A 20211-nucleotide genomic window follows, 5' to 3' on the forward strand; every position below is an offset into this window, starting at 1 on the left:
TACCAGTTAGTTTTTCAGGTTCAGCTACTGCCTTGCCTGTTTCATCTACATAGTTTACTTCTATTGGTGCGCCTTGTGTTGGTTCCTCTTCTATTGGTGCATAGACATAGGTGACAGTTTGTGCTTCCTCGGTAAACTTACCTGTTGCATTCTCTGGTGTTTCTATCAGCTGATAACCTGTTATTACTTTTGGCTCAGTTTTATAGGCTTCTCCCAAATTACCAGTTAGTTTTTCAGGTTCAGCTACTGCCTTGCCTGTTTCATCTACATAGTTTACTTCTATTGGTGCGCCTTGTGTTGGTTCCTCTTCTATTAGTGCATAGACATAGATGACAGTTTGTGCTTCTTCGGTAAACGTACCCGTTGCATTCTCTGGTGTTTCAATCAGCTGATAACCTGTTATTATTTTTGGCTCAGTTTTATAGGCTTCTCCCAGGTTACCAGTTAGTTTTTCGGGTTCAGCTACTGCCTTGCCTGTTTCATCTACATAGTTTACTTCTATTGGTGCGCCTTGTGTTGGTTCTGCTTCCTTTGTCGTTATCTCCACCGTTGCAGAAGCAGCATTGCCAGATGGATCGATTGCCTCGAGTTTGTAGAGATAGGTCGTACCTGCTTCCACGGTCTGATCTGTATAGGTGGTCGCTTCCCCGTTGATACGCGTGATTTCTATGCCATTTCTGGATAGAATGTACTCCTTAATTCCCCCTGCGTCTTGTGCGGAAAAAATGAACGTGATTTTCTCTGTAGTGACTTCCGTTATTTCCAGCGTCACATCATTTGGTGCCGTCGTATCTATTACATAAACGGTACGCGTAACACTGGCAACATTATTGGAGCTATCTGTTACAGTATAGGTGACGTGATAGGTTCCTGTTTTGTTGGTAAGGACATCTCCTGTGATTCGAATAGCCTCGTTCAAATTGCCATCATAATTATCAGAGGCCACAGCTCCTGCTTCTTGATAGCTGTCACCTAGTTCTAGCGTAATTTCTGCTTCGCCATTCAGGGTGATTTCTGGTGCTGTTGTGTCAACTACTTCTACATTACGAGTGGCTTTGGATTTGTTTCCAGAGTCATCTTCCACCTCATAGGTGACTTGATAGCTTCCTAGTTTGGACGTATCGATAGTATCGGTAATTTTCATTTGTTCACTAATGTCGTTCCCTGCTTGATCTGTTGCAGTTGCACCGGGTTCTTCGTAGGCTGTACCCACTTCTAATATGAGTGGGTTTTCTCCATCTAAGAGGATGATGGGAGATTCCTCATACACGACATGTACTGATCGGGTCTTGCTTGTTTCATTTCCTGCCATATCTTGCACCTTGTAGGTCAGCTCATACACATCTACTTGGCTGGTATTTACTTCTCCTGTCACTTTCACAGTTACATCCTCAGTAAAGTTATCCTCCACTTCGTAGCCAGGATCTTCAAATATTTCCTTATATCCAACGTACATAGGATTATCACCTAACAAGGTTAGTGTGGGAGCGTGACGGTCGATTTTGACCATGGCTTCGGCCACCTCACTTACATTTCCTGCTTGGTCTACCACTCGGGCATAAATTTTTGTTATTCCCTCTTCTGAAATTGCCATTCCTTCTGTATAGGTCAACCAGCCTTCTTCTGTATCATTCAACTGATATTCGAGCGTTCCACCCGCTTCATCGGTTGTCAGCTCCACAGAAACCATCTCTGCATTCGTCCAATCGCTTGTTTCCACATGGATCACTGGTTTAGCCGGTATGTTCCGTTTTATTTTTACAATAACTTCAGCTATGTCACTGATATTTCCTGCTTGATCAATGGTACGTGCTTCGATCTTTGTCTCACCTGCTTCGTCGATGGATAAAGGCTGATCATAGGCCGCCCATTCTCCTTCCCCGATCCGATACTGTGTCTGGTCTACACCACTTTCTTGATCTTCTCCGGCAATGATGGTTGCTGTTACCACTTCGGCATTCGTCCAACCTTCTGCACTCAACTGAATGACTGGTTTAGAAGGAGGTGTTTGATCGATACGGATGGTGCGGGTTTCTTCCGCCTGATTTCCTGCCTTATCCGCCGCTGTCACTGTTAGCGAATGTGTTCCTGCTTTTGTGATGGAAAAAGCATGCGTAAAGTTGTTTACATCTGCCACAATCTCCCCATTGACCTTAATCGTCCAATCCTTGATGGCTTGATCTGTCACTTTCAGTGATAGATGTACGGCTTGATGCGTCCAAGTATCGTTTTCATAGGCCGTTCCATCGTTACCTTGTGTCATGTCTATCGTAATTTCTGGATTACTTCGATCGATTTTTACCGTTACGTCAGCTATGTCACTGATATTTCCTACTTCGTCTATTGCTCGGGCATAAATCGTTGTTTCGCCTTCCTCTGTAATAACCAGTTCTTCTTTATACTCTCTCCAAGCCTCATCCTCTGTTCCATTGAGTTGGTATTGAATGGTCGCATCTTCTTCCTCCCCCTCGATACGCACAGTGACATCGTTATTTGTCCAATCGGCTGTATCTGGATGTATCTCTGGAGCCTCTGGTGGCGTATTATCCAACACAAAAACATTAGTCACCGCATATGCTTGATTTCCCGCACGGTCTGTCGCTTGAATATGCAAATACCAGTCACCATCAGCTCTTGTTTTTGTCAGTTTTTCTCCATTGGTAAAGGCAGACCATTCCGCCTCCTCGTCTGGTGACGTCTCACTTTGTGACCAAATATAGAAAAGAGAATCTTCGTCTACACCACTTCCCTCATCTGTCACCGTTACCTTTGTAGAGCCTTCTTTTGCCACTTTATTATTACCATTCGGATTAAAAGCAATATCAGGTTTCGTTTGATCGATTTTGACTGTTACCTCCGTCACCTCGCTCTGATTTCCTGCCCGATCAATCGTACGTGCTTGTATCATTGTTTCTCCTTCTGCTTCTATCTTCACTTTACCTGTTTCATCAAGTGTCTGCCATTCTCCCCATTCCTCGTCATCATTTCCTTGAAGTCGATATTTCGTATCATCCACACCACTGTCTTCATCTTCTCCAGCTGTAATTTTCACTGTTGGAACATTCGTCCACTCGGTTGGTGTGTCGATTGATGGGGCTGTTGGGTTTCTATTATCTATCTTAAACACTTTCGAATGTATATGAAAATCTCTATCGGTGATGTCTTTCCCTTGCATATGGAGATAATATTCTCCTGTCGCTTTTTCTGGCGTTTTGATAGATTTTGCTCTACCTTCCTCATTTACTTCTAATGCTTTCCAGTCTTCCTCTTCATTTGGTTTCGTTGTTTCTGTCGACCATGTATATTGCACATCAGAAGCCTTAACAAATTTGTTTACTGTTACCGTTGTTTCGTGTTCCTGTGTCCATGTATCCCCTGTTCCGTTTGGATCAAACGTTATATCTGCCACAATCAATTCCTTCTCATCCAATACAAAGATGTCAGATTTCAGAGTCAAAGCTGGACGTACAGCGAAGTTGCAGACGCTCACATGACAAGCACCCAGAATACCAGTCTGCCCTACATACCAAACGTCAGTATTACGACTGGAAGAAGGTGTCCGTAACCACATTTCACGTTCAGGGTTATCTAAAAAACCATTACTGCTATTATAAAATTTGCTGTACTCCTCCCATTCTCCATAAGACAGTAAACCAATGTTGGTGTTGACTTGATCCGCATTCTCATCTGTCTCATCTCCAATTCCCCAGTCTCTCGGTTCAATGGCAGATTGTTCCGCAGAGGTGAACGCTTCGTTATAGTAATCCACATTCAAATAATGAGCAAGATTATATTGCTTCCATGGATCAAATCGGTTTGAACTTTCCAGCCACCAATTTGTATTAAACTGTCTATTTCTAATCGATTCCTTCCTTAAGACATACCCCTCATCCGGCTCCAGCACAATCCATTCTGTACCGGCAAAGGTAATTTCCTCTCCTTGCTCTAAATCTTGCAATTGTTTGGGAGGCAATATTACTTCATTGTCATCAGATACTGCGATGTCAGATTTCAATGTTAAAACGGGATGCATAGCTAAGCTGAGATTGTACACAAGAGCTCCCATTGGACTCCCGTACCAAGCGGTCCAAACAGCACCATCCGTGGAGGAAGTCGGTGTCCGTAACCACATCCTGCTTGCAGGATCATCTAAAAAACCATCACTGCTATTATAAGATTTGCTGTACGCACGCCATTCTTCATAGGATAATAAACCTATATTGGCGTTGACTTGATCCGCATTCTCATCATGTTCATCTCCAATTCCCCAAATTCTTTCTTCAATGACAGCTTGTTCCGCAGATGTGAACGCCTCATCATAGTAGTCCCCATTTAAATAGTGAGCGAGATTGCTTGCATCCGATGGGTCAAATCGGTTCGACAAAGATGTCCCGTTATCAAACTGTCTATTTCCAATTGATTCCTTCCTTAAGATATAGCCCTCGCTCGGCTCTAGCACAATCCATTCCGCACTAGCAAAAATGATTTCCTCTCCTTGTTCTAACTCTTGCAATTGTTTAGGTCCTGATTCTTCAGCATAAACATTCTGTGTCTCTATTGGGGGAAATAACGCGCTGATCAGTAAGATAATCAGCAAAAAAATTCCTGTTTTGCATTTTCGTTTCGACATTTTATCCATCCTTTCCTGTCCAATCGCGGCGTATTAGTCTTCCTAATTTATATATTTGTACAATGAGTACTTGCACGGGGGAAGTCGGCTGCTTTTTTCATGCCAACTGTATGATCTCCACCAGCAGCGACTTGAACAATGTTCTCCCAGTTTTCTACCTTCCTTTGACCATAAATCATTATTTCCACCAGTAATTAAGTTTTTTAATTAAGCCCAATCGTATGGCCTGCCAGTGATGACCTCTGTAGTACTGTCCAGCCCTTTACATCCAGATGATTGAAGGCATTCGATTCAGTGATAATAACGGTTCCATCTTTTTTAAACTTGGCTGTGAACACTCTTTTCTTTTTTTTCATTCTGACTCCTCCTCTTTATAAAAATTAGATCAAAAGTTCTACAAAAGGTATTTACAGTCACAGATATAGATTAACTGTGGGATGGATTTTCTCGTGCAAATTTACTACTTATTTTATATTACTTATAAGTAATATTCAACTAATATAATTAAAAAAGCTGTATTTGGACGACTTATTCATTAATCTGAAAACCATGTATTAACCAAAAGGTACTTATTTTACAAATAACCACTAATATGTATCTGGCCTATTTTTATAGGTGATTAGTTTCAGATTATATAGGTCGTTTTAATCAAAAATGAATTTTCTTCAAGGAGAGTGATAATATTGTATGGATTATAATTTCATAGAAAGAAATATTTTTGTATATTACTTTTAAATAATATGTTAAGTCAAGTAGTTGTAGAAGTAGCACCAGAAAACACTAAAGAAGAGTCCAAAGAATCAATCACAACAACCGAGATTATACCGCCTATTCAGTGGCGCCAGATACAATTATTAAGGTAAAGGATACGCAGACATCGATTCAACTGCTGCTTGATTTACCAGCAGAGACGCTGCTGCAGGTCAATCACTTCAGGATATGCCAATGGGGATTATATCGGTAAGTTTATTCTGACGATGGGAGTAACAGAAGAAAGGTATAAGGGATAAGAAGACTAGACTTTATTAAACGAAAAATTCGAATGATCATTAAATGCTAGTATGTGAATGAGTTCGGATTTTCCGGTAGGTTTATTAAAACATTCATAACAGCAGCTTGTCTGTGAGGAATGAGTACATGCTTGCTAAAATAAAAGAGCAGAAATAAAAAAAGTATTAACTCTATCTGTAAAAAATTAATTAATTCTATTGGCTGTAATTAACGGAACAAGACACATAGATTCTTTAAAAATATTCTTGACTTGTCTTACTGTATATGCTATATTGTTATTTGTCGTCAGTGATACGGAGGAGTACCCAAGTCCGGCTGAAGGGATCGGTCTTGAAAACCGACAGGGGCTTCACGGCTCGCGGGGGTTCGAATCCCTCCTCCTCCGCCATACCATTAAAATAATGAATATACATACATAGAAAAGTCGCTATCTTTATCGGTAGCGACTTTTTTTAGTATATAGGGAGAGTATCAAAAATGGGTGTGTAATTTCTCCAGAAATAGGCTCCGTTTTCCAAGGGTTGAAGCCATGCCCCCGGAAAGCGACTTTTCGGAGCGGACACCACACTTGGCTAAAAAGTCCCAAGTACTACTTGCTTTTTCTTAATTGGGAAATCGCTTTTTGAAAGAATTTTTATAAAATCCCTTGCATCTCACGTTACGTTAGATGATAGGATAAGATTAACGAATAGGAGGTAATGTATGATGGAGGAAGAATCCTTTACCGTTAGTCAATTTGCGACCTATACCGGTGTCTCTGTTCGAACCTTGCACTATTATGAAGAGAAGGGACTTATGCAGCCGAACCGTAACCAAACAACTGGTCATCGCACATATAAGAAGGATGATGCGATTCGATTACATCAAATTATGACGATGAAATTTCTCGGTTTCCAGTTAGGGGAAATCAAAAAGTATATCCAATCCGACCAGCTGGATTTACGTTTTAAAGATACCTTACGGATGCAGGAAGCTAAATTAAAAGAGGATAAAGAACGGATTGAAATGGCCTTAGAAACGATTGAGCGTACCGTTCATCTAATAGATCAAGAACAGGAAATTGACAGTCAGCTTCTGTTCAGTCTATTGTCAAATATGCAATCAGAGAAAAGACAAATGGAGATTGCCAAACCGATTATGAAAGAAGAGGTATGGTCTAGGTTATTTGACTCCAGCGTAACAGAAAAGATGCGATGGGAGCAGTTTATGCTTCAATTTCTAAAAGAGGTGAAACGGGTAGCTGGCATGCCGGTTGATGATCCAGAAGTAACCACATTGCTAAAGCAGCTCCTTAACTATTTGGTCGAGTTGTTAGGATTAGATAGTCTGGAAGATTTGGAACATATCTTTCAAATAGATATATATCAACAGGAGAATGAGGAACAAATCAATCAGTTTTTGAAAGAGATGGAGAAGCTAACCTATATCCCCTTAACAAAACAAGAAGAAGCATGGCTGGAAGCAGCCTTTGGCCATTTTTATGAAAGTGCTAAAAAGGAGAATGAACAATGAAAGCAGTCCTATCTAGTCTGCTGCTGCTGACTGTTTTGCTGGGCTGCGATGCTGAATCGGATTTTTCAACGGATCAGCCTGTTATTATCGCAACAACCGCACCAGCTGGGCCGATTCAAATTCATGAATCATTCTACCGTAATATAGCTCTTTATGAGGACGGACGTGTAAATGTATACTCAACAGAAGAAAACGATGGAGATATAGACCCAAAAGCCCCGATAATAGAAGTACAAATTGTCCCAGAACAAGTACAACAAGTAAAAAAGAGTATTACGGATCATTCATTCCATACATTAACGGAAGATTTATCGACTAATTCGGAAGATGGACGCTTTGCTTATCTTACCGTGAACTATACCGATCATTCCAAATCAGTCGGAGGTCTGAATCCAGATCATCAGGCTTTTCTTGAAATTCAGGATGAGGTGATGGAAGTTATTCCTGACGGCGTGTATAAAAAGTGGCTCGAAGAAACGATGAATTATATGATGGAAAAGGAAGAAAATGCTCATAAGGATGTAGGAGAATGAGAAGATTATCTGTTTTATTTGTATTACTGCTGCTGATTTTGGGGGCAGTTATTATCTGCTGCATGTAGGGATGGTGAACGACATAATTTATATTGCTATAACACTTGCGATAATATTTATTGCCACATTATCAATATATGTCTTATGGATTAGGCCGCATGCGATGTCTAAGCGTTTGGTCTTGCATGCCGTGTTAAGGGAATTTCGTGTAATCTATTACTCCCTGTTTATTTGGTTTAAACCGCCTAATGTGGATACAGAAAGAGATTTTACGTATCATAAGGATTCGCAAATAAAAACCATCATTATCCTATGTTTGATTCTAATTACGGTGGAGGGAACATTGTTTCATTTTCTCCTTCATCAGTGGAGCAGTATAGCGGCTTGGATTTTTACAATTCTGCATATTTATGGCCTATTGTATATGATTGGTTTCTATAATTCGGTCCGTTATTTGCCACATAAGTTAGAACAAGATGCACTGCTTATTCGATTAGGATACCAGAGCAGTATTACTGTAGCTGTTGACAATATTGAAAGCATTAAGCATGCTAAGGCAGGGGATTTATTTGAAAAAGAAGTAAAACATACCTATGATTCTTTATTAAAGATCGATTCACCACAGTATGAGATTTTCTTAAAACAACCAGTACAGGTGAAAGGATTTTTTGGCAAGCAGAGGTTGGTAAATTCTGTTGTGTTTAGGGCGGATCAGCCCGAGAAGCTGTTAGAGTCTATCAGGGAAAGACAAACGGATGGATAGAAAAACTTATTTCGACAGTCTTTTTTACAAGGTCAGAAAGTATATAATTTTTCATGCGTACATTTTTATTTAAGAATAGCCATTTCCAGCTCCAAGCGCCACACTTTAGAGATTTCATGTCACGCCCTACGATAAGTCCACATCGACTCCTTCCGTCGTCGTGTTGCCTTTATCTCCGTTGTGACGCTCCAATCTCTACGTTTTTAAAAGGGCACTTTGCGCTTTTCGTTCCAATCTGAAAGTTCTAAAACAGATGATTACACTATGAAGTAAAACTTTAAACTAAAACATTCTAGTACCGTGACGAGTTTTTCTGTGTGGTCATTTGTAAAATAAGCGGTATGGATGAAAAAGCCGGCACTTGCATAAATGTTATATGATAGAGGAAGAAAAGGTAAAGGAGGAATGCAGTAATGACGGATGTCCAAATGATGTGGGTATTTATGTATTGATAGTAGAGTCGATGAAGAAAAAAGTAAAGCATAAGGAGATATGATATGGAAAACCAATCAGTTAAAGCTTTTGTATCACTCATTTTTTCACTTAAACTGCCCAAGTTTGTTTTAGTGCTCGGTTTACTAGGCAGTGTGTTAACCACATTGGTAGGCTTAACCATTCCATTACTGACCAGAGAATTAGTGGATGGATTTTCTATTACGTCTATCAGTATCGGATTTATCGCGCTGATCATTGGTATCTTTATTCTGCATGCCTTAATAGATGGTTTTTCTGCCTATGCGCTGGCTTTTGTCGGGCAAAAGGTAGTGGCTGGATTGCGGGAATCGATTTGGTCTAAGCTCATTCGGCTGCCAGTACGTTATTTTGAGCAACAGCCGAGTGGCGAATCGGTCAGTCGTGTCATTAATGATACCGGAATTGTGAAAGATCTGGTATCTCAACATTTTCCCCAGTTTATATCTGGTTTAATTTCGATTATCGGTGCGGTCATTATACTTTTAGTAATGGATTGGCGCATGACCTTAATGATGTTTATCGCGGTGCCGCTTACCGTAGCCGTGATGATGCCATTAGGTTCAAAAATGTCGAAAATATCCAGAAAATTGCAGGATCAGACTGCTACCTTTCAAGGAGAAATCCAGCAAACCATTAGTGAAATTAAGTTAATGAAATCCTCTACCGCAGAGGATGTAGAGGCTAAAAAAGGTAACACAGGTATTCTTCATTTACTTAAAACTGGATTAAGGGAAGCAAAGATTTTTTCTGTAATCGCACCATTTATGTATATGATCGTTATGTTGGTGATCGTCGCTATTATCGGTTATGGCGGGATTCGGGTCGAAGAAGGAACGATGTCAACGGGGTCATTGGTTGCCTTCTTGTTATATCTATTCCAAATTGTTTTCCCGATTACAACCTTTGCTATGTTCTTTACCGAATTACAAAAAGCAAAAGGTGCTACTGGCCGTATTATGGAGATTCTAGATGAAGATGTAGAAGAAAGGAATCAAGGGGTAGACCGTTCGATTGATGGGTTACCGCTAACCTTCCAAAATGTTCATTTTGCTTATGAAGAGGGAGAGCCGGTTATTACCGATATGTCTTTTTCGGCTGCTTCTGGCGAAATGATTGCCTTTGCTGGCCCTAGTGGCGGCGGGAAAACAACGGTATTCGGTTTGATCGAGCGCTATTACAATCCAACCCAGGGTCAAGTATTGATTGGCGATCAGTCGATTGATGAATTATCGATGCGATCTTGGCGTTCACAGCTTGGTTATGTATCACAAGAAAGCTCCATGATGTCTGGTACAGTCAGAGAGAATTTAACCTACGGCCTAGCGAATGCCAGTGAAGTAACAGATGAACAGCTATGGGAAGTAGCAAGAATGGCTTATGCCGAACAATTTATCAAAGAGCTTCCGAAAGGATTAGATACAGAAGTAGGAGAAAGAGGAACCAAATTATCAGGCGGACAGCGCCAACGGATCAATATTGCCCGCGCCTTCCTGCGCAATCCGAAATTATTGTTGCTGGATGAAGCGACGGCAAGTCTTGACAGCCAGTCAGAACAAGTGGTGCAAAAGGCATTGCATCGTTTAATGGAAGGCCGAACAACCTTTGTTATTGCCCACCGTCTGGCAACCATTGTCCATGCCGATCAAATTATTTTTATTGAGCAAGGTAAGATTACAGGGAGAGGGACTCATCAAGAGTTATTGGAGCAGCATGAACTGTATCGTTCTTTTGCTGAACAGCAATTGACTTAATATTTAGAAAAAAAACGCCAAGTACAGACTTTTTGGCGTTTTTTTCGTGTTGAATGGATAGATTGCTATTCCGTCGATTAGAAAGAGAGGGGATGCCCTTCATCTTCCTTATGAAAAACGCATATCTGCATTTTTGACTAGTTAGTAGATTGCTCCGGTTAACAGACCTGCCAAGAGAAATTCCTTCGTGTGCCCCCGTTTTTTGTATAGAAATCGAAGCTAGCATAAAAATGAATAATTCCCAGCACAAGCATGTAAGTGGAGACGATCCTGTTATCCGCAAGGAAATCAAGATTAACCGGCTTCATGAACAAATAGAAACAGGTAAAATGGACAAATAAATCATGCAGTGATATCGGTCCAATTTCTAAGCCCAGTGTTTGCGCCTAGCTGTGCTGTTGCTCTGTTAAGGAGCCGTAGACCACATTCCAGCTAATTGGTGTGTGCTCAGGACTTGGAAGGGTTAAGTAAAGGTATCAACTGCTTTTGACTGTTCCTGTAATGGAGACCCCTTGTTCCATGTTCCATCAAATTATCATTTGTATCTTGTAAGATCACTTTTCCTTGATCAATGATCACACCTCATCAAATAGATATTCCATTTCAGAAACAAGATGCGTGGATAAAATGATCGTACGAGGGTATCGTTCTTGATCAACCAATATTTCTTGATAAAAGATTTCTCGGGGTAGGCCGCATGTTAATTACCTCCCTTTTGCCTGTTTAATTAATTCAATAATTTCATTCTCACTAATCTGCAGCTTCTTAGCTTCTTGTACTAAGCCAATTACATAGTTATCCATAAAGGCTTGCTTCCGTTTCTGTATGAGCTTTTGTTTAGCTCCTTCTGCCACAAACATACCAACACCCCGTTTCTTAAACAAAATTCCTTCCTCAACTAATTGAGTGACGCCTTTGGAAATGGTCGCATGGTTAATTTTATAAAACTGTACCAGTTGATTAGTAGAAGGGGCTTGCTCTCCTTCTTTCAGCTGATCATTAACAATCTGGTCTTCAATTCGTTCACGTACTTGAACAAAAATAGGTTTACTATCGTGAAATGAAGTAGACATCTGTCTTTCACCATCCTTTCGTCCCGTTTAATCCGCGCTGTATTTATTTAAAAATTCGAATAGTTTCTGATCGCTATCCTGTTTTGCCTCCATATTGGCCTCTTCTGCTCTTCTGTATCGCCTAATTTCATCCCGACCAGTTGAGGCGGTGCACCAAATACATGTCCTGCTTCTGGATAAATTACCACTTTGCTTGATCATCTAAGACTTCCCCGATTTCCTTAGCAGCAATATCCCCTTCGTTTTGTTCACCGGCTAACAGTAAGGCATGACCGTCAATGTGAGATAGATCAATTCGCGCTTCTTGGCTGTGATCATTCATCTCAACAGCTGTTTCATAAGTGGGACGATAGGATACAGGGTTTAACACAAACATATCAAACATCAATTTGATAAAAGAAGGGAAACTGGATTGTGTGTTATATCAATATAAAGCATCTCGGTATCTTCCCATATCCAAGAAGATCTTGCTTCCTCGTTAAAAACTAAGCCTTGATAGATATAGCTGCTAGGTGTGTATAACACCAAATGATGGACTTCGTTATAATAATTAGTAAGCACTAAAGCGAGCTCTGCACCTTTTGAGCCTCCAATAATCGTTATATCCTCATTATTTAATTCGGCCTCATCCAAGAAATCTTGGAAGAATTCCAATAGTATTTTGTTCAATGTATCCACCTGATTATCGGCTCCAAAAAAGAACAAGGAATACACCTCATAGCCTTGTTCGGATATTTGTTCTGCCAAAGGGAAATTACTGCTTCCTTCAGAGCCGCCAAAGACAACAATGGGTTCCGCCGCTATCGGTGTATCTGGTTGTAAATGAAAACCACTTGCCATTCCGTTTTTAAAGTACCGGACTGTTCCGTATGAAAATTGTTCTGGATAATCGGACAAGTCATGATAATTCTCTGTTTCTTGCATGTCTGAGACATTATATTTATTGACGTTATAGAATCTCAAACTAAATAAAGTAATGACGAGAACTAGGATTAGAATCGCTGCAATAAACAAAATCGCGCAGCAATTTTTTCACGTGAAACACTCCTTGTTTAATGTAGTCGAATCGTTACATCCTTTACTAATCGATAATTGACAGTAATTAAGGCAAGAAAAAGCAGTGCTGTGATAAGATAAGCAGGAAAACCTGTAATCATCCAAGCGTCCGGAAAAAGTGAGATCGGAGCCGTGCTAAATAAGCTGCCGTGTAATAGTTCCAACAGACTGACTAATACAACACTGGCCGCAACAAACAGTAAGCCAATTTTCCAGAGAAAACGATAAAAGCCAAGACCTATTAGCCAGCCAATCAAAAAATAAGCGAAATGAGTGATCGTGAAGGTGCTGAAGCTAGTCAGCGCCGATAGAATGCCATTTTCACTGATTCCCTCTGTCCAAGGGATCGGAATGCCTATTAATGAAAACACACCTTCTAATAAAAGGACCATTAGGACAAAGAAAAAGGCCAAGACGATCGACAATAGGACAGAGGCGAAAAGGGCTGCCTTAAAGAAATTCTTTCGAGTTATTCCGAATTTAACATAATAATCAAGGAATCCATATGTGTACAGGATTCCGACAATTAGCATAAAGATAGCCGAAGCATTATTACTAATCAAAAAATCTTCTAATTGAATTCCTGCAATAAAAGTAAGTCCAATCAAAATGATAAACATAATTACTAAAAACCATGCCGCCCATTTTAACTGTTCACTTAATAATCCCCAGCCTAACTTCTTGGATCTTGTTATAGTCTGATTCATGATTCTTCCTCCTTCGTTACATGTACAAACAAGTCATGAAGAGATAATCTTCCTATTTCTAATCCCAATTCTTGCGCCTCTCGTTGTTGTTGCTCGGTTAAAGCACCATAAACCATCACTGATTTCGTTCCGCCTAAGCTGTGGCTGTTAATTACCTCAAGGGTATCGGTAAAGGACTCGACATCAGCTTGTGCTCCAGTAATAGAGACGCCTTTTTCCATTACTCGCTCATTACTGTCCTGCAGCAGTAGTTTTCCCTCATTGATAATCAATATCTCATCAAACAGATAATCCATCTCTGACACCAAATGGGTAGAAAAGATGATGGTTCGTGGATATCGTTCCTGTTCTGCTAATATCTCTTGGTAGAACAGCTCTCTTGTCGGTGCGTCCATCCCTAGATAGGCCTCATCAAAGATTGTAAGCGGAGCGCGGCTTGCTAAACCAATGGTGGCTTGAAAGGCTGATTGCTTTCCTTTTGATAATTGATCGAGGCCTTTATCTAACGGAATCTTGAACTTTTTTGCCAGACTGTGGGCATATTCTACATCATAATTCGGTCGAAAATAACGCATTTCTTTTAACAGTGTATCGACTTTGTCGTAATTGTAGGTATGATCTTGGTCATAAATAAAGGCTGTACCTTCCATAATGCGCTCGTTTTCAAAGGGATCTTCGCCATCAATTAAGACGGTCCCTTGTTTTGCTGGGCGAAAGGAAGCTAACACCGTTAATAAGGTTGTCTTTCCTGCCCCATTCCTTCCTAACAGGCCATGAATCTTGTTTGCTGTTAGACGGAAACTCAATTGATCAATTGCTTTAAACTGTTTATAACTTAAGGTTACATCTTTTACTTCTACAGAATAACCCATATATATTCCCTCCTTTTTGGAAATTAGGTATTACTGTTATATGGTTATATACTTATGTGTATAACCATAACAGTGTGACAATTAATTGTCAAGTGAATGTTAGAGAAATTTGTGTAAAAACGTATCTCATTAAGGCAAAGCAGCCTTTTTCTAAAAAAATAAATCAGCATAAAGCCCATGATATCAACATATAAATAAAATAAATTATTTCCTTAAGGAAACATTATTGACAAAGGGAAATTTAGCGTGTAAATTAGTAGACAGACAAAAAGTTTCCTAATGGAAAAGGAGAGGGTCATATGAATAATTGGAAAAAAATAAGTGTTTTTTTCGCTATGTTTGTATTATTTTTAGCAGCTTGTGGTTCATCAAATAAATCATCCGAAGCAGGATCAGAAGAACCCATTCATGTATTAGCAACGATTGCGCAAATTGGTGAGCCATTATCTGTTATCGGCGGCGAGCATGTGAAAGTGGAAACTCTAATGGGGCCATCCGTTGATCCTCATTTATATAACCCAACGAATAGTGATATTAATAAAGTAAATGAGGCAGATGTCGTCTTTTATAATGGGTTATACTTAGAGGCACAGATGGAAGAAATGCTTGAATCGATTGCCTCAGAAAAACCTGTGCTGGCATTAGGAGATGCTCTTTCGAAAGATCAATTATTGGAAGATGAAGAAGGAGCAACAGATCCGCATATTTGGTTTGATATTGATTTATGGGAGCAGGGATTAGAAGCAGCTGTAGCAAAATTAAAGGAATATGCCCCAGAATATGCAGATGATTTTGACGCCAATATGGAAAAATATTCTGTGCAGCTAGAAGAACTAAGAGAGGAAGCAGAGCTTCTGCAAGAGATCCCTAAAGAACAAAGAGTACTAGTAACAGCTCACGATGCATTTGGATATTTCGGCAATTCACACAATATGGAAGTAGTTGGATTGCAAGGATTGAGTACCGAATCAGAAGCGGGTGTTTCTGATATCAATGATACGATTGCTTTAATTGAAGAGTATCAAGTACCTGCTATTTTTGTAGAAAGCAGTGTCAATCAAGACACCATTAATGCCGTGGTGGAAGGTACCAAAAATAACGGTGCAGATGTATCAATCGGTGGAGAATTGTATTCCGATGCTATGGGTGAAGAAGGCACGGAAGAAGGTACTTATATTGGAATGTATAAATACAATGTAAACACCATCCATGATGCATTAACAGGAGGGGGAAATGATAGTGAGTAACTCCATTATTCAAGTGGAACATTTATCAGCTGCCTATCAAAAAAATACAGTATTAACAGATATCAATTTTGAAGTGAAGGCAGGTACGTTAACAAGTATCGTTGGTCCTAATGGTGCTGGTAAATCTACTTTAATCAAAACGATGTTAGCCTTACATCCAACCTTAACTGGCAAGGTTAGTTTTTTTGGAAAATCGTTTGAAAAGGCAAAAAAACAAATTGGTTATGTCCCGCAACGAGGTTCCGTTGATTGGGACTTTCCAACCAATGCCTTAGATGTCGTTACCATGGGGTTGTACGGCAAAATTGGTTTTTTCCGTATTCCTATGAAAAAAGATAAACAGAAAGCTTTTGAAGCCCTTGAAAAAATGGGAATGTCTGCATATGCTAACCGACAGATCAGCCAATTATCCGGTGGACAGCAGCAACGAGTGTTTCTCGCCCGGGCTTTGGTACAAGAAGCTGATCTTTACTTTATGGATGAGCCGCTTGCTGGGGTGGATGCCTCCACAGAGAAAGCGATTATGGCTATCTTAGAAGAACTAAAAAAACAAGGCAAAACAGTCATGGTAGTTCACCATGACCTGCAGACTGTACCAGAATATTTTGATCATGTGTTATTTTTAAATCACACGGTATATGCCCACGGTACAGTAGAGGAGACATTTACTGATTCAAATATCATAAAAACGTATGGCGGTAATATGTCTTGGCTGAGAGAGGGAGATAAAAATGTGGTCCATACTACTTCATAGTAATACCATTTGGGTTATGCTTAGCACTACCATACTAGGCATTGCTGCTGGTGTGGTCGGCTGCTTAGCCTATTGGAAGCGGCAAAATCTGATGAGTGATGCCTTGTCACATGCAGCATTACCTGGAGTAGTGATCGCCTTTTTAATTATCGGAGAAAAAAATCTGCTGATATTAGTGATTGGTGCTGCAGCTACTTCCTTAGTTGGAGCGTTATTGATTCAATGGGTCACCACATCCAGCCGTATTACCGAGGATACAGCAATGGGGATTGTGTTATCGGTGTTTTATGGCTTCGGCGTTATGCTGCTGTCGATTGCGAACCGATCGGCAGGAGGTAATCAAAGTGGTTTAAACAATTTTATTTATGGGCAGGCTGCTGCCATGGTAAGGTCGGACGTAATCACCATGATTGTCTTAGCTGGTTTTGTTATTTTTCTTATTGCTGTTATATTCAAAGAGTGGAAGCTGTATTTGTTTGATGCTGGATTTGCTCAAGGTTTGGGACGTTCCATCAAAGGAATGAATACCTTATATACGATTATATTAGTCATTACAATTGTGATTGGTATTCAAGCAGTTGGTGTAATTCTCATGGCAGCTATGCTGATTATTCCAGCAGTTAGTTCTCGCTATTGGACTCATTCGTTTAAGAGTATGATTTGGCTGTCCGGCATATTTGGAGGAATGGCAGGTGCGCTAGGTACATGGATCAGTGCAACTGGAAGCGGACTGCCAACAGGTCCGTTTATTGTGATTGTTTCTGCGGGACTCTTTTTAATAGCCCTGCTGTTTGGTAAAGAAAAGGGTCTTATTATTCACGTCCTTCAGTTTAAATCGCAACAAAAACAATTTACGGTTAGAAAGAAGGAAGTGTCATGACATTTACAGCTTGGATTATTGTAACGGCTGCCTTAGTCGGTCTTTCTTGTGGTTTAATGGGGGTCTTTTTGATTCTGCGTAAACAGGCAATGATGGCCGATGCCATTAGTCATACGGTATTATTAGGCATTGTCGTTGCTTATATGGTGTCTCAGCAAATAACAGGAATGTCTATGTTGATTGGCGGTATATTGGCCGGCTTATTAACGGCTTTCCTTGTTCAGTCTCTACATTCGATGAAAGTGCGGCATGATGCCTCCTTAGGTATTGTGTTTACGACCTTGTTTGCGATTGGGGTTATCTTGATTTCTACTTCGGTAGGTAATGTACATTTAGATGTACAGCATGCATTGATGGGAGAGATAACCTTTATACCATTTACAACTACCTATGTACCGGGGTTAGGGGATATACCTAAGGCAACCTTATTACTAATGGTGGTACTGCTTATCGTTGTGTTCTTTATTATCGTCTTTTATAAAGAATGGAAAATCACATCATTTGATCCAGTATTGGCGGCAAGTTTGGGGCTGCCTGTTCTATTGCTTCATTATTTATTTATGACATTGGTGTCTATCACTACCGTTGCGTCATTCGATGCAGTAGGAGCTATCTTGGTAGTAGCGATGTTAATTACACCGGCAGCTACGGCTTATCTATGGACTGATCGATTAATGTTGATGTTGATATTGAGCGGAGGCTTTGGCGTGCTGTCGGCCTTTATTGGTTATGGTATTGCTGCCTGGTTAGATACATCTATTTCTGGTGCGATGGCACTAACAACAGGACTGATCTTTATTGTTAGTTTTCTTTCATCGCCCACGCATGGCTTACTTTCAAGATGGGTGAAACCAAAACAATTGATATAGAAAAATTGAGGTACCCAAACTGATGAAAGAGTTTGGGTACCTTTTATGGTAAATAGAATAGGTGGTATCTAAGATAGTTGAGGCTTTTTTTCATGTCACCATAAAATCAACAAGAAATGGGGGAGGAATCGATGGAACATTTAGAGAAACAAGAAAGAATGGAAATGTGGAACAAGATTCAAGAGGCATTAATGGAGGAACAGATTAGCCAATTTCGGGCTGAGTTTTTAGCTTTGCATCCATATGATCAAGCAAAGATTTTTGAAGAACAGCAAGAAGATATTCGTTTTTTAATATATTCCTATTTATCTCCGGAGGAAGTGGCAGAGGTAATGGAAAATGTAGACCGGGATTTGGAAACCACTTTTATTACAGAAATGGTGCCGGCTTTTGCTGCCAAGGTGTTAGAACATATGGCGATTGACGATGCAGTAGATATACTGAATGATTTAGACAACAACAAACTAGCCAGCTTTTTAACGATGATGGATCAAGAAGAGGCGGATGAAATAAAGAAGCTTTTGCATTTTGAAGAGAAAACAGCTGGAAGTATTATGACCACGGAATATGTGGTTATCCATACACAAATGACGGTAAAAGAAGCCATGCGTCATTTAAGGAAAGAAGCACCTGATGCAGAGACGATCTATTATATTTATGTCGTTGATTCCAATGAGAAGCTAGTTGGGGTTATTTCATTAAGAGACTTGATTATTGCAGAAGGAAACCTGAAAATCCAAGATGTTATGAGTGACCGGGTTGTTTCCGTACCAGTTGGGGAAGATCAAGAAGATATTGCCCAAATGATGCGTGACTATGATTTCCTTGCTTTGCCTGTTGTTGATTTTCAGAATCATTTGCTGGGGATTATTACGGTTGATGATATTATGGATGTTATGGAGGAAGAGGCAAGTGAGGATTATTCCAAACTGGCTGGTATTTCAGATGTAGACAGCAGTGGCGATACGGCCTTTTCGTCTGCTAAGAAGCGTCTGCCATGGCTGATTATTTTATTATTTCTTGGTATGGTAACGGCTAGTGTAATTGGTCGTTTTGAAGCAACATTAGAACAAGTAGCGATTCTGGCTGTGTTTATTCCATTGATTGCTGGGATGGCTGGTAATACAGGTACACAAGCATTAGCAGTTGCAGTAAGAAGTATTTCAACTGGTGAAATGGACAAAAGAGGCAAGGCGTCTGTTATTTGGCAGGAAACGAAGACTGGTATGATTACAGGTGTATCTTGTGGCGGCATCATTACCTTGCTGATCGCTTTCTTATATAGTGATTTTTTCTTGGGCGTTCTGGTAGGTATTTCTATTATGGCAACCTTATTGGTAGCCACCATATCTGGTGCGGTTATTCCGTTAATTATGCACCGCTTAAAGATTGATCCAGCTGTTGCCTCTGGACCGTTTATTACTACGTTGAATGACTTAATTTCCGTTTTTATTTATTTTGGTTTAGCAACAGCCTTTATGCGTTTTCTTATTTAGACAGCTGCGGATCATTCTATTCAAACAAAGCCTCATTACTTTATGGAAGGGGGCTTTGTTTGATTTTGCTGATGTCAGGATAAAGGTCTTTCATTGTAGGTAAGATCCACACTGATGGCAGTCTCGCTTTATTATAGCAAGAATGATAGGATAATAATAACTAACTTTGGATAAAACGAGAGCGAGGGAGTAAGCTTTGAAAGAGTTACAACAATTTGCTAAGCAGTACCATCAGGAGATGAATTGGGAGATTTCTAATGAGACGTATGAGCAGTCAAAAGCTTCACTTTTACAAAATTATATGTTATTAACAACTGAGGTAGCAGAAGTGGCAGAGGAGTTGCGTAAGGCGTTTACAATTGCCCATAAGAAGATCGAAGCTGGTGCAGATCCAGAAGAGGCATTCACATGGGCCAAACAAGAGGTGAAGGAAGATATCAGTAAAGAATTTGCCGATTGTCTGGCTTATATGCTTAAGTTTGTGAATTATTTTGAAATTGATTTAGAGGATAGTTTTTATAAAAAAATGGCGGAAGTCAAACAAAGGAAGCATAACAAATATGCTTGACCAGGTGGTAAATCT

Annotated in this window: 18 protein-coding genes and 1 tRNA gene; 11 read left to right on the plus strand and 8 right to left on the minus strand. The window is 40.0% G+C overall.

The features are described from left to right. The 3 genes from JOD18_RS20280 to JOD18_RS20285 all read right to left on the minus strand — a co-directional run. On the minus strand, positions 1-4630 hold a 4630-nt coding region (locus JOD18_RS20280), incomplete at its 3' end, for an OmpL47-type beta-barrel domain-containing protein (protein ID WP_204670952.1). A 47-nt stretch (positions 4631-4677) separates the two neighbouring features. Then, positions 4678-4809 carry a hypothetical protein gene (locus tag JOD18_RS24700; protein WP_275583067.1) on the minus strand — a complete coding sequence of 44 codons (132 nt, stop codon included), beginning with the start codon at positions 4807-4809 and terminating at the stop codon, positions 4678-4680. Positions 4810-4833: 24 nt separating this feature from the next. Then, positions 4834-4986 (minus strand): hypothetical protein, encoded by a 153-nt coding sequence (locus tag JOD18_RS20285; protein ID WP_204670953.1) that lies wholly within the window; start codon positions 4984-4986, stop codon positions 4834-4836. Positions 4987-5936: 950 nt separating this feature from the next. Between JOD18_RS20285 and JOD18_RS20290 the strand changes: the two genes are divergently transcribed. The 5 genes from JOD18_RS20290 (at position 5937) to JOD18_RS20310 (ending at position 10674) form a co-directional block, all read left to right on the plus strand. Next, positions 5937-6029: transfer RNA gene (locus JOD18_RS20290), tRNA-Ser, on the plus strand. A gap of 314 nt (positions 6030-6343) precedes the next feature. Then, the gene (locus JOD18_RS20295; RefSeq protein ID WP_204670954.1) at positions 6344-7153 is read left to right on the plus strand and encodes a MerR family transcriptional regulator; all 810 of its coding nucleotides are present in this window, start codon (positions 6344-6346) and stop codon (positions 7151-7153) included. Further along, complete coding sequence (locus JOD18_RS20300) at positions 7150-7686, plus strand: hypothetical protein (RefSeq protein ID WP_204670955.1); 537 nt, start codon at positions 7150-7152, stop codon at positions 7684-7686. The genes JOD18_RS20295 and JOD18_RS20300 overlap by 4 nt, the downstream gene beginning before the upstream one ends. 70 nt (positions 7687-7756) lie before the next feature. Beyond that, positions 7757-8449, plus strand: coding sequence for a hypothetical protein (locus JOD18_RS20305; RefSeq protein WP_239588267.1), 693 nt, complete (start codon positions 7757-7759; stop codon positions 8447-8449). A 497-nt stretch (positions 8450-8946) separates the two neighbouring features. Continuing rightward, positions 8947-10674 carry an ABC transporter ATP-binding protein gene (locus JOD18_RS20310; protein ID WP_204670956.1) on the plus strand — a complete coding sequence of 576 codons (1728 nt, stop codon included), beginning with the start codon at positions 8947-8949 and terminating at the stop codon, positions 10672-10674. A 704-nt stretch (positions 10675-11378) separates the two neighbouring features. Here JOD18_RS20310 and JOD18_RS20315 read toward each other — a convergent pair. The 5 genes from JOD18_RS20315 to JOD18_RS20335 all read right to left on the minus strand — a co-directional run bounded on the left by JOD18_RS20315 (position 11379) and on the right by JOD18_RS20335 (position 14382). After that, positions 11379-11747: a GntR family transcriptional regulator gene (locus tag JOD18_RS20315; protein ID WP_204670957.1), complete on the minus strand. Its 369-nt coding sequence runs from the start codon at positions 11745-11747 to the stop codon at positions 11379-11381. Positions 11748-11928: 181 nt separating this feature from the next. Further along, the gene (locus JOD18_RS20320) at positions 11929-12123 is read right to left on the minus strand and encodes a hypothetical protein (protein WP_204670958.1); all 195 of its coding nucleotides are present in this window, start codon (positions 12121-12123) and stop codon (positions 11929-11931) included. A gap of 8 nt (positions 12124-12131) precedes the next feature. After that, positions 12132-12671, minus strand: a complete 540-nt coding sequence (locus tag JOD18_RS20325; protein WP_204670959.1) for an acyl-CoA thioester hydrolase/BAAT C-terminal domain-containing protein — start codon at positions 12669-12671, stop codon at positions 12132-12134. A 128-nt stretch (positions 12672-12799) separates the two neighbouring features. Next, the gene (locus tag JOD18_RS20330) at positions 12800-13510 is read right to left on the minus strand and encodes a hypothetical protein (protein ID WP_204670960.1); all 711 of its coding nucleotides are present in this window, start codon (positions 13508-13510) and stop codon (positions 12800-12802) included. Continuing rightward, positions 13507-14382: an ATP-binding cassette domain-containing protein gene (locus JOD18_RS20335; protein ID WP_204670961.1), complete on the minus strand. Its 876-nt coding sequence runs from the start codon at positions 14380-14382 to the stop codon at positions 13507-13509. The genes JOD18_RS20330 and JOD18_RS20335 overlap by 4 nt, the downstream gene beginning before the upstream one ends. A gap of 299 nt (positions 14383-14681) precedes the next feature. Between JOD18_RS20335 and JOD18_RS20340 the strand changes: the two genes are divergently transcribed. From JOD18_RS20340 to JOD18_RS20365, 6 genes are all read left to right on the plus strand, one after another. Next, entirely contained in the window at positions 14682-15629 is a 948-nt protein-coding gene (locus tag JOD18_RS20340) for a metal ABC transporter solute-binding protein, Zn/Mn family (RefSeq protein ID WP_204670962.1), read from the plus strand. Further along, positions 15622-16383, plus strand: coding sequence for a metal ABC transporter ATP-binding protein (locus tag JOD18_RS20345; RefSeq protein ID WP_420827814.1), 762 nt, complete (start codon positions 15622-15624; stop codon positions 16381-16383). Before JOD18_RS20340 ends, JOD18_RS20345 begins: the two co-directional genes overlap by 8 nt. Beyond that, positions 16361-17263 (plus strand): metal ABC transporter permease, encoded by a 903-nt coding sequence (locus tag JOD18_RS20350; RefSeq protein WP_204670964.1) that lies wholly within the window; start codon positions 16361-16363, stop codon positions 17261-17263. Before JOD18_RS20345 ends, JOD18_RS20350 begins: the two co-directional genes overlap by 23 nt. Then, positions 17260-18132 (plus strand): metal ABC transporter permease, encoded by an 873-nt coding sequence (locus tag JOD18_RS20355; protein ID WP_204670965.1) that lies wholly within the window; start codon positions 17260-17262, stop codon positions 18130-18132. The genes JOD18_RS20350 and JOD18_RS20355 overlap by 4 nt, the downstream gene beginning before the upstream one ends. Positions 18133-18263: 131 nt before the next feature. Further along, entirely contained in the window at positions 18264-19628 is a 1365-nt protein-coding gene (gene mgtE, locus JOD18_RS20360) for a magnesium transporter (protein WP_204670966.1), read from the plus strand. 196 nt (positions 19629-19824) lie between these two features. Continuing rightward, positions 19825-20196, plus strand: coding sequence for a MazG nucleotide pyrophosphohydrolase domain-containing protein (locus JOD18_RS20365; RefSeq protein ID WP_204670967.1), 372 nt, complete (start codon positions 19825-19827; stop codon positions 20194-20196). The last annotated feature ends 15 nt before the right edge of the window (positions 20197-20211 follow it).

This window comes from Gracilibacillus alcaliphilus (assembly GCF_016909015.1).
GTDB classification, from domain to species: domain Bacteria; phylum Bacillota; class Bacilli; order Bacillales; family Amphibacillaceae; genus Gracilibacillus; species Gracilibacillus alcaliphilus.

Coding starts and splice junctions, on each gene's coding strand:
- JOD18_RS24700 (WP_275583067.1), bottom strand. CDS start 4,809: ATGATTTATGGTCAAAGGAAGGTAGAAAACTGGGAGAACATTGTTCAA.
- JOD18_RS20285 (WP_204670953.1), bottom strand. CDS start 4,986: ATGAAAAAAAAGAAAAGAGTGTTCACAGCCAAGTTTAAAAAAGATGGA.
- JOD18_RS20295 (WP_204670954.1), top strand. CDS start 6,344: ATGATGGAGGAAGAATCCTTTACCGTTAGTCAATTTGCGACCTATACC.
- JOD18_RS20300 (WP_204670955.1), top strand. CDS start 7,150: ATGAAAGCAGTCCTATCTAGTCTGCTGCTGCTGACTGTTTTGCTGGGC.
- JOD18_RS20305 (WP_239588267.1), top strand. CDS start 7,757: ATGGTGAACGACATAATTTATATTGCTATAACACTTGCGATAATATTT.
- JOD18_RS20310 (WP_204670956.1), top strand. CDS start 8,947: ATGGAAAACCAATCAGTTAAAGCTTTTGTATCACTCATTTTTTCACTT.
- JOD18_RS20315 (WP_204670957.1), bottom strand. CDS start 11,747: ATGTCTACTTCATTTCACGATAGTAAACCTATTTTTGTTCAAGTACGT.
- JOD18_RS20320 (WP_204670958.1), bottom strand. CDS start 12,123: ATGTTTGTGTTAAACCCTGTATCCTATCGTCCCACTTATGAAACAGCT.
- JOD18_RS20325 (WP_204670959.1), bottom strand. CDS start 12,671: ATGCAAGAAACAGAGAATTATCATGACTTGTCCGATTATCCAGAACAA.
- JOD18_RS20330 (WP_204670960.1), bottom strand. CDS start 13,510: ATGAATCAGACTATAACAAGATCCAAGAAGTTAGGCTGGGGATTATTA.
- JOD18_RS20335 (WP_204670961.1), bottom strand. CDS start 14,382: ATGGGTTATTCTGTAGAAGTAAAAGATGTAACCTTAAGTTATAAACAG.
- JOD18_RS20340 (WP_204670962.1), top strand. CDS start 14,682: ATGAATAATTGGAAAAAAATAAGTGTTTTTTTCGCTATGTTTGTATTA.
- JOD18_RS20350 (WP_204670964.1), top strand. CDS start 16,361: ATGTGGTCCATACTACTTCATAGTAATACCATTTGGGTTATGCTTAGC.
- JOD18_RS20355 (WP_204670965.1), top strand. CDS start 17,260: ATGACATTTACAGCTTGGATTATTGTAACGGCTGCCTTAGTCGGTCTT.
- mgtE (WP_204670966.1), top strand. CDS start 18,264: ATGGAACATTTAGAGAAACAAGAAAGAATGGAAATGTGGAACAAGATT.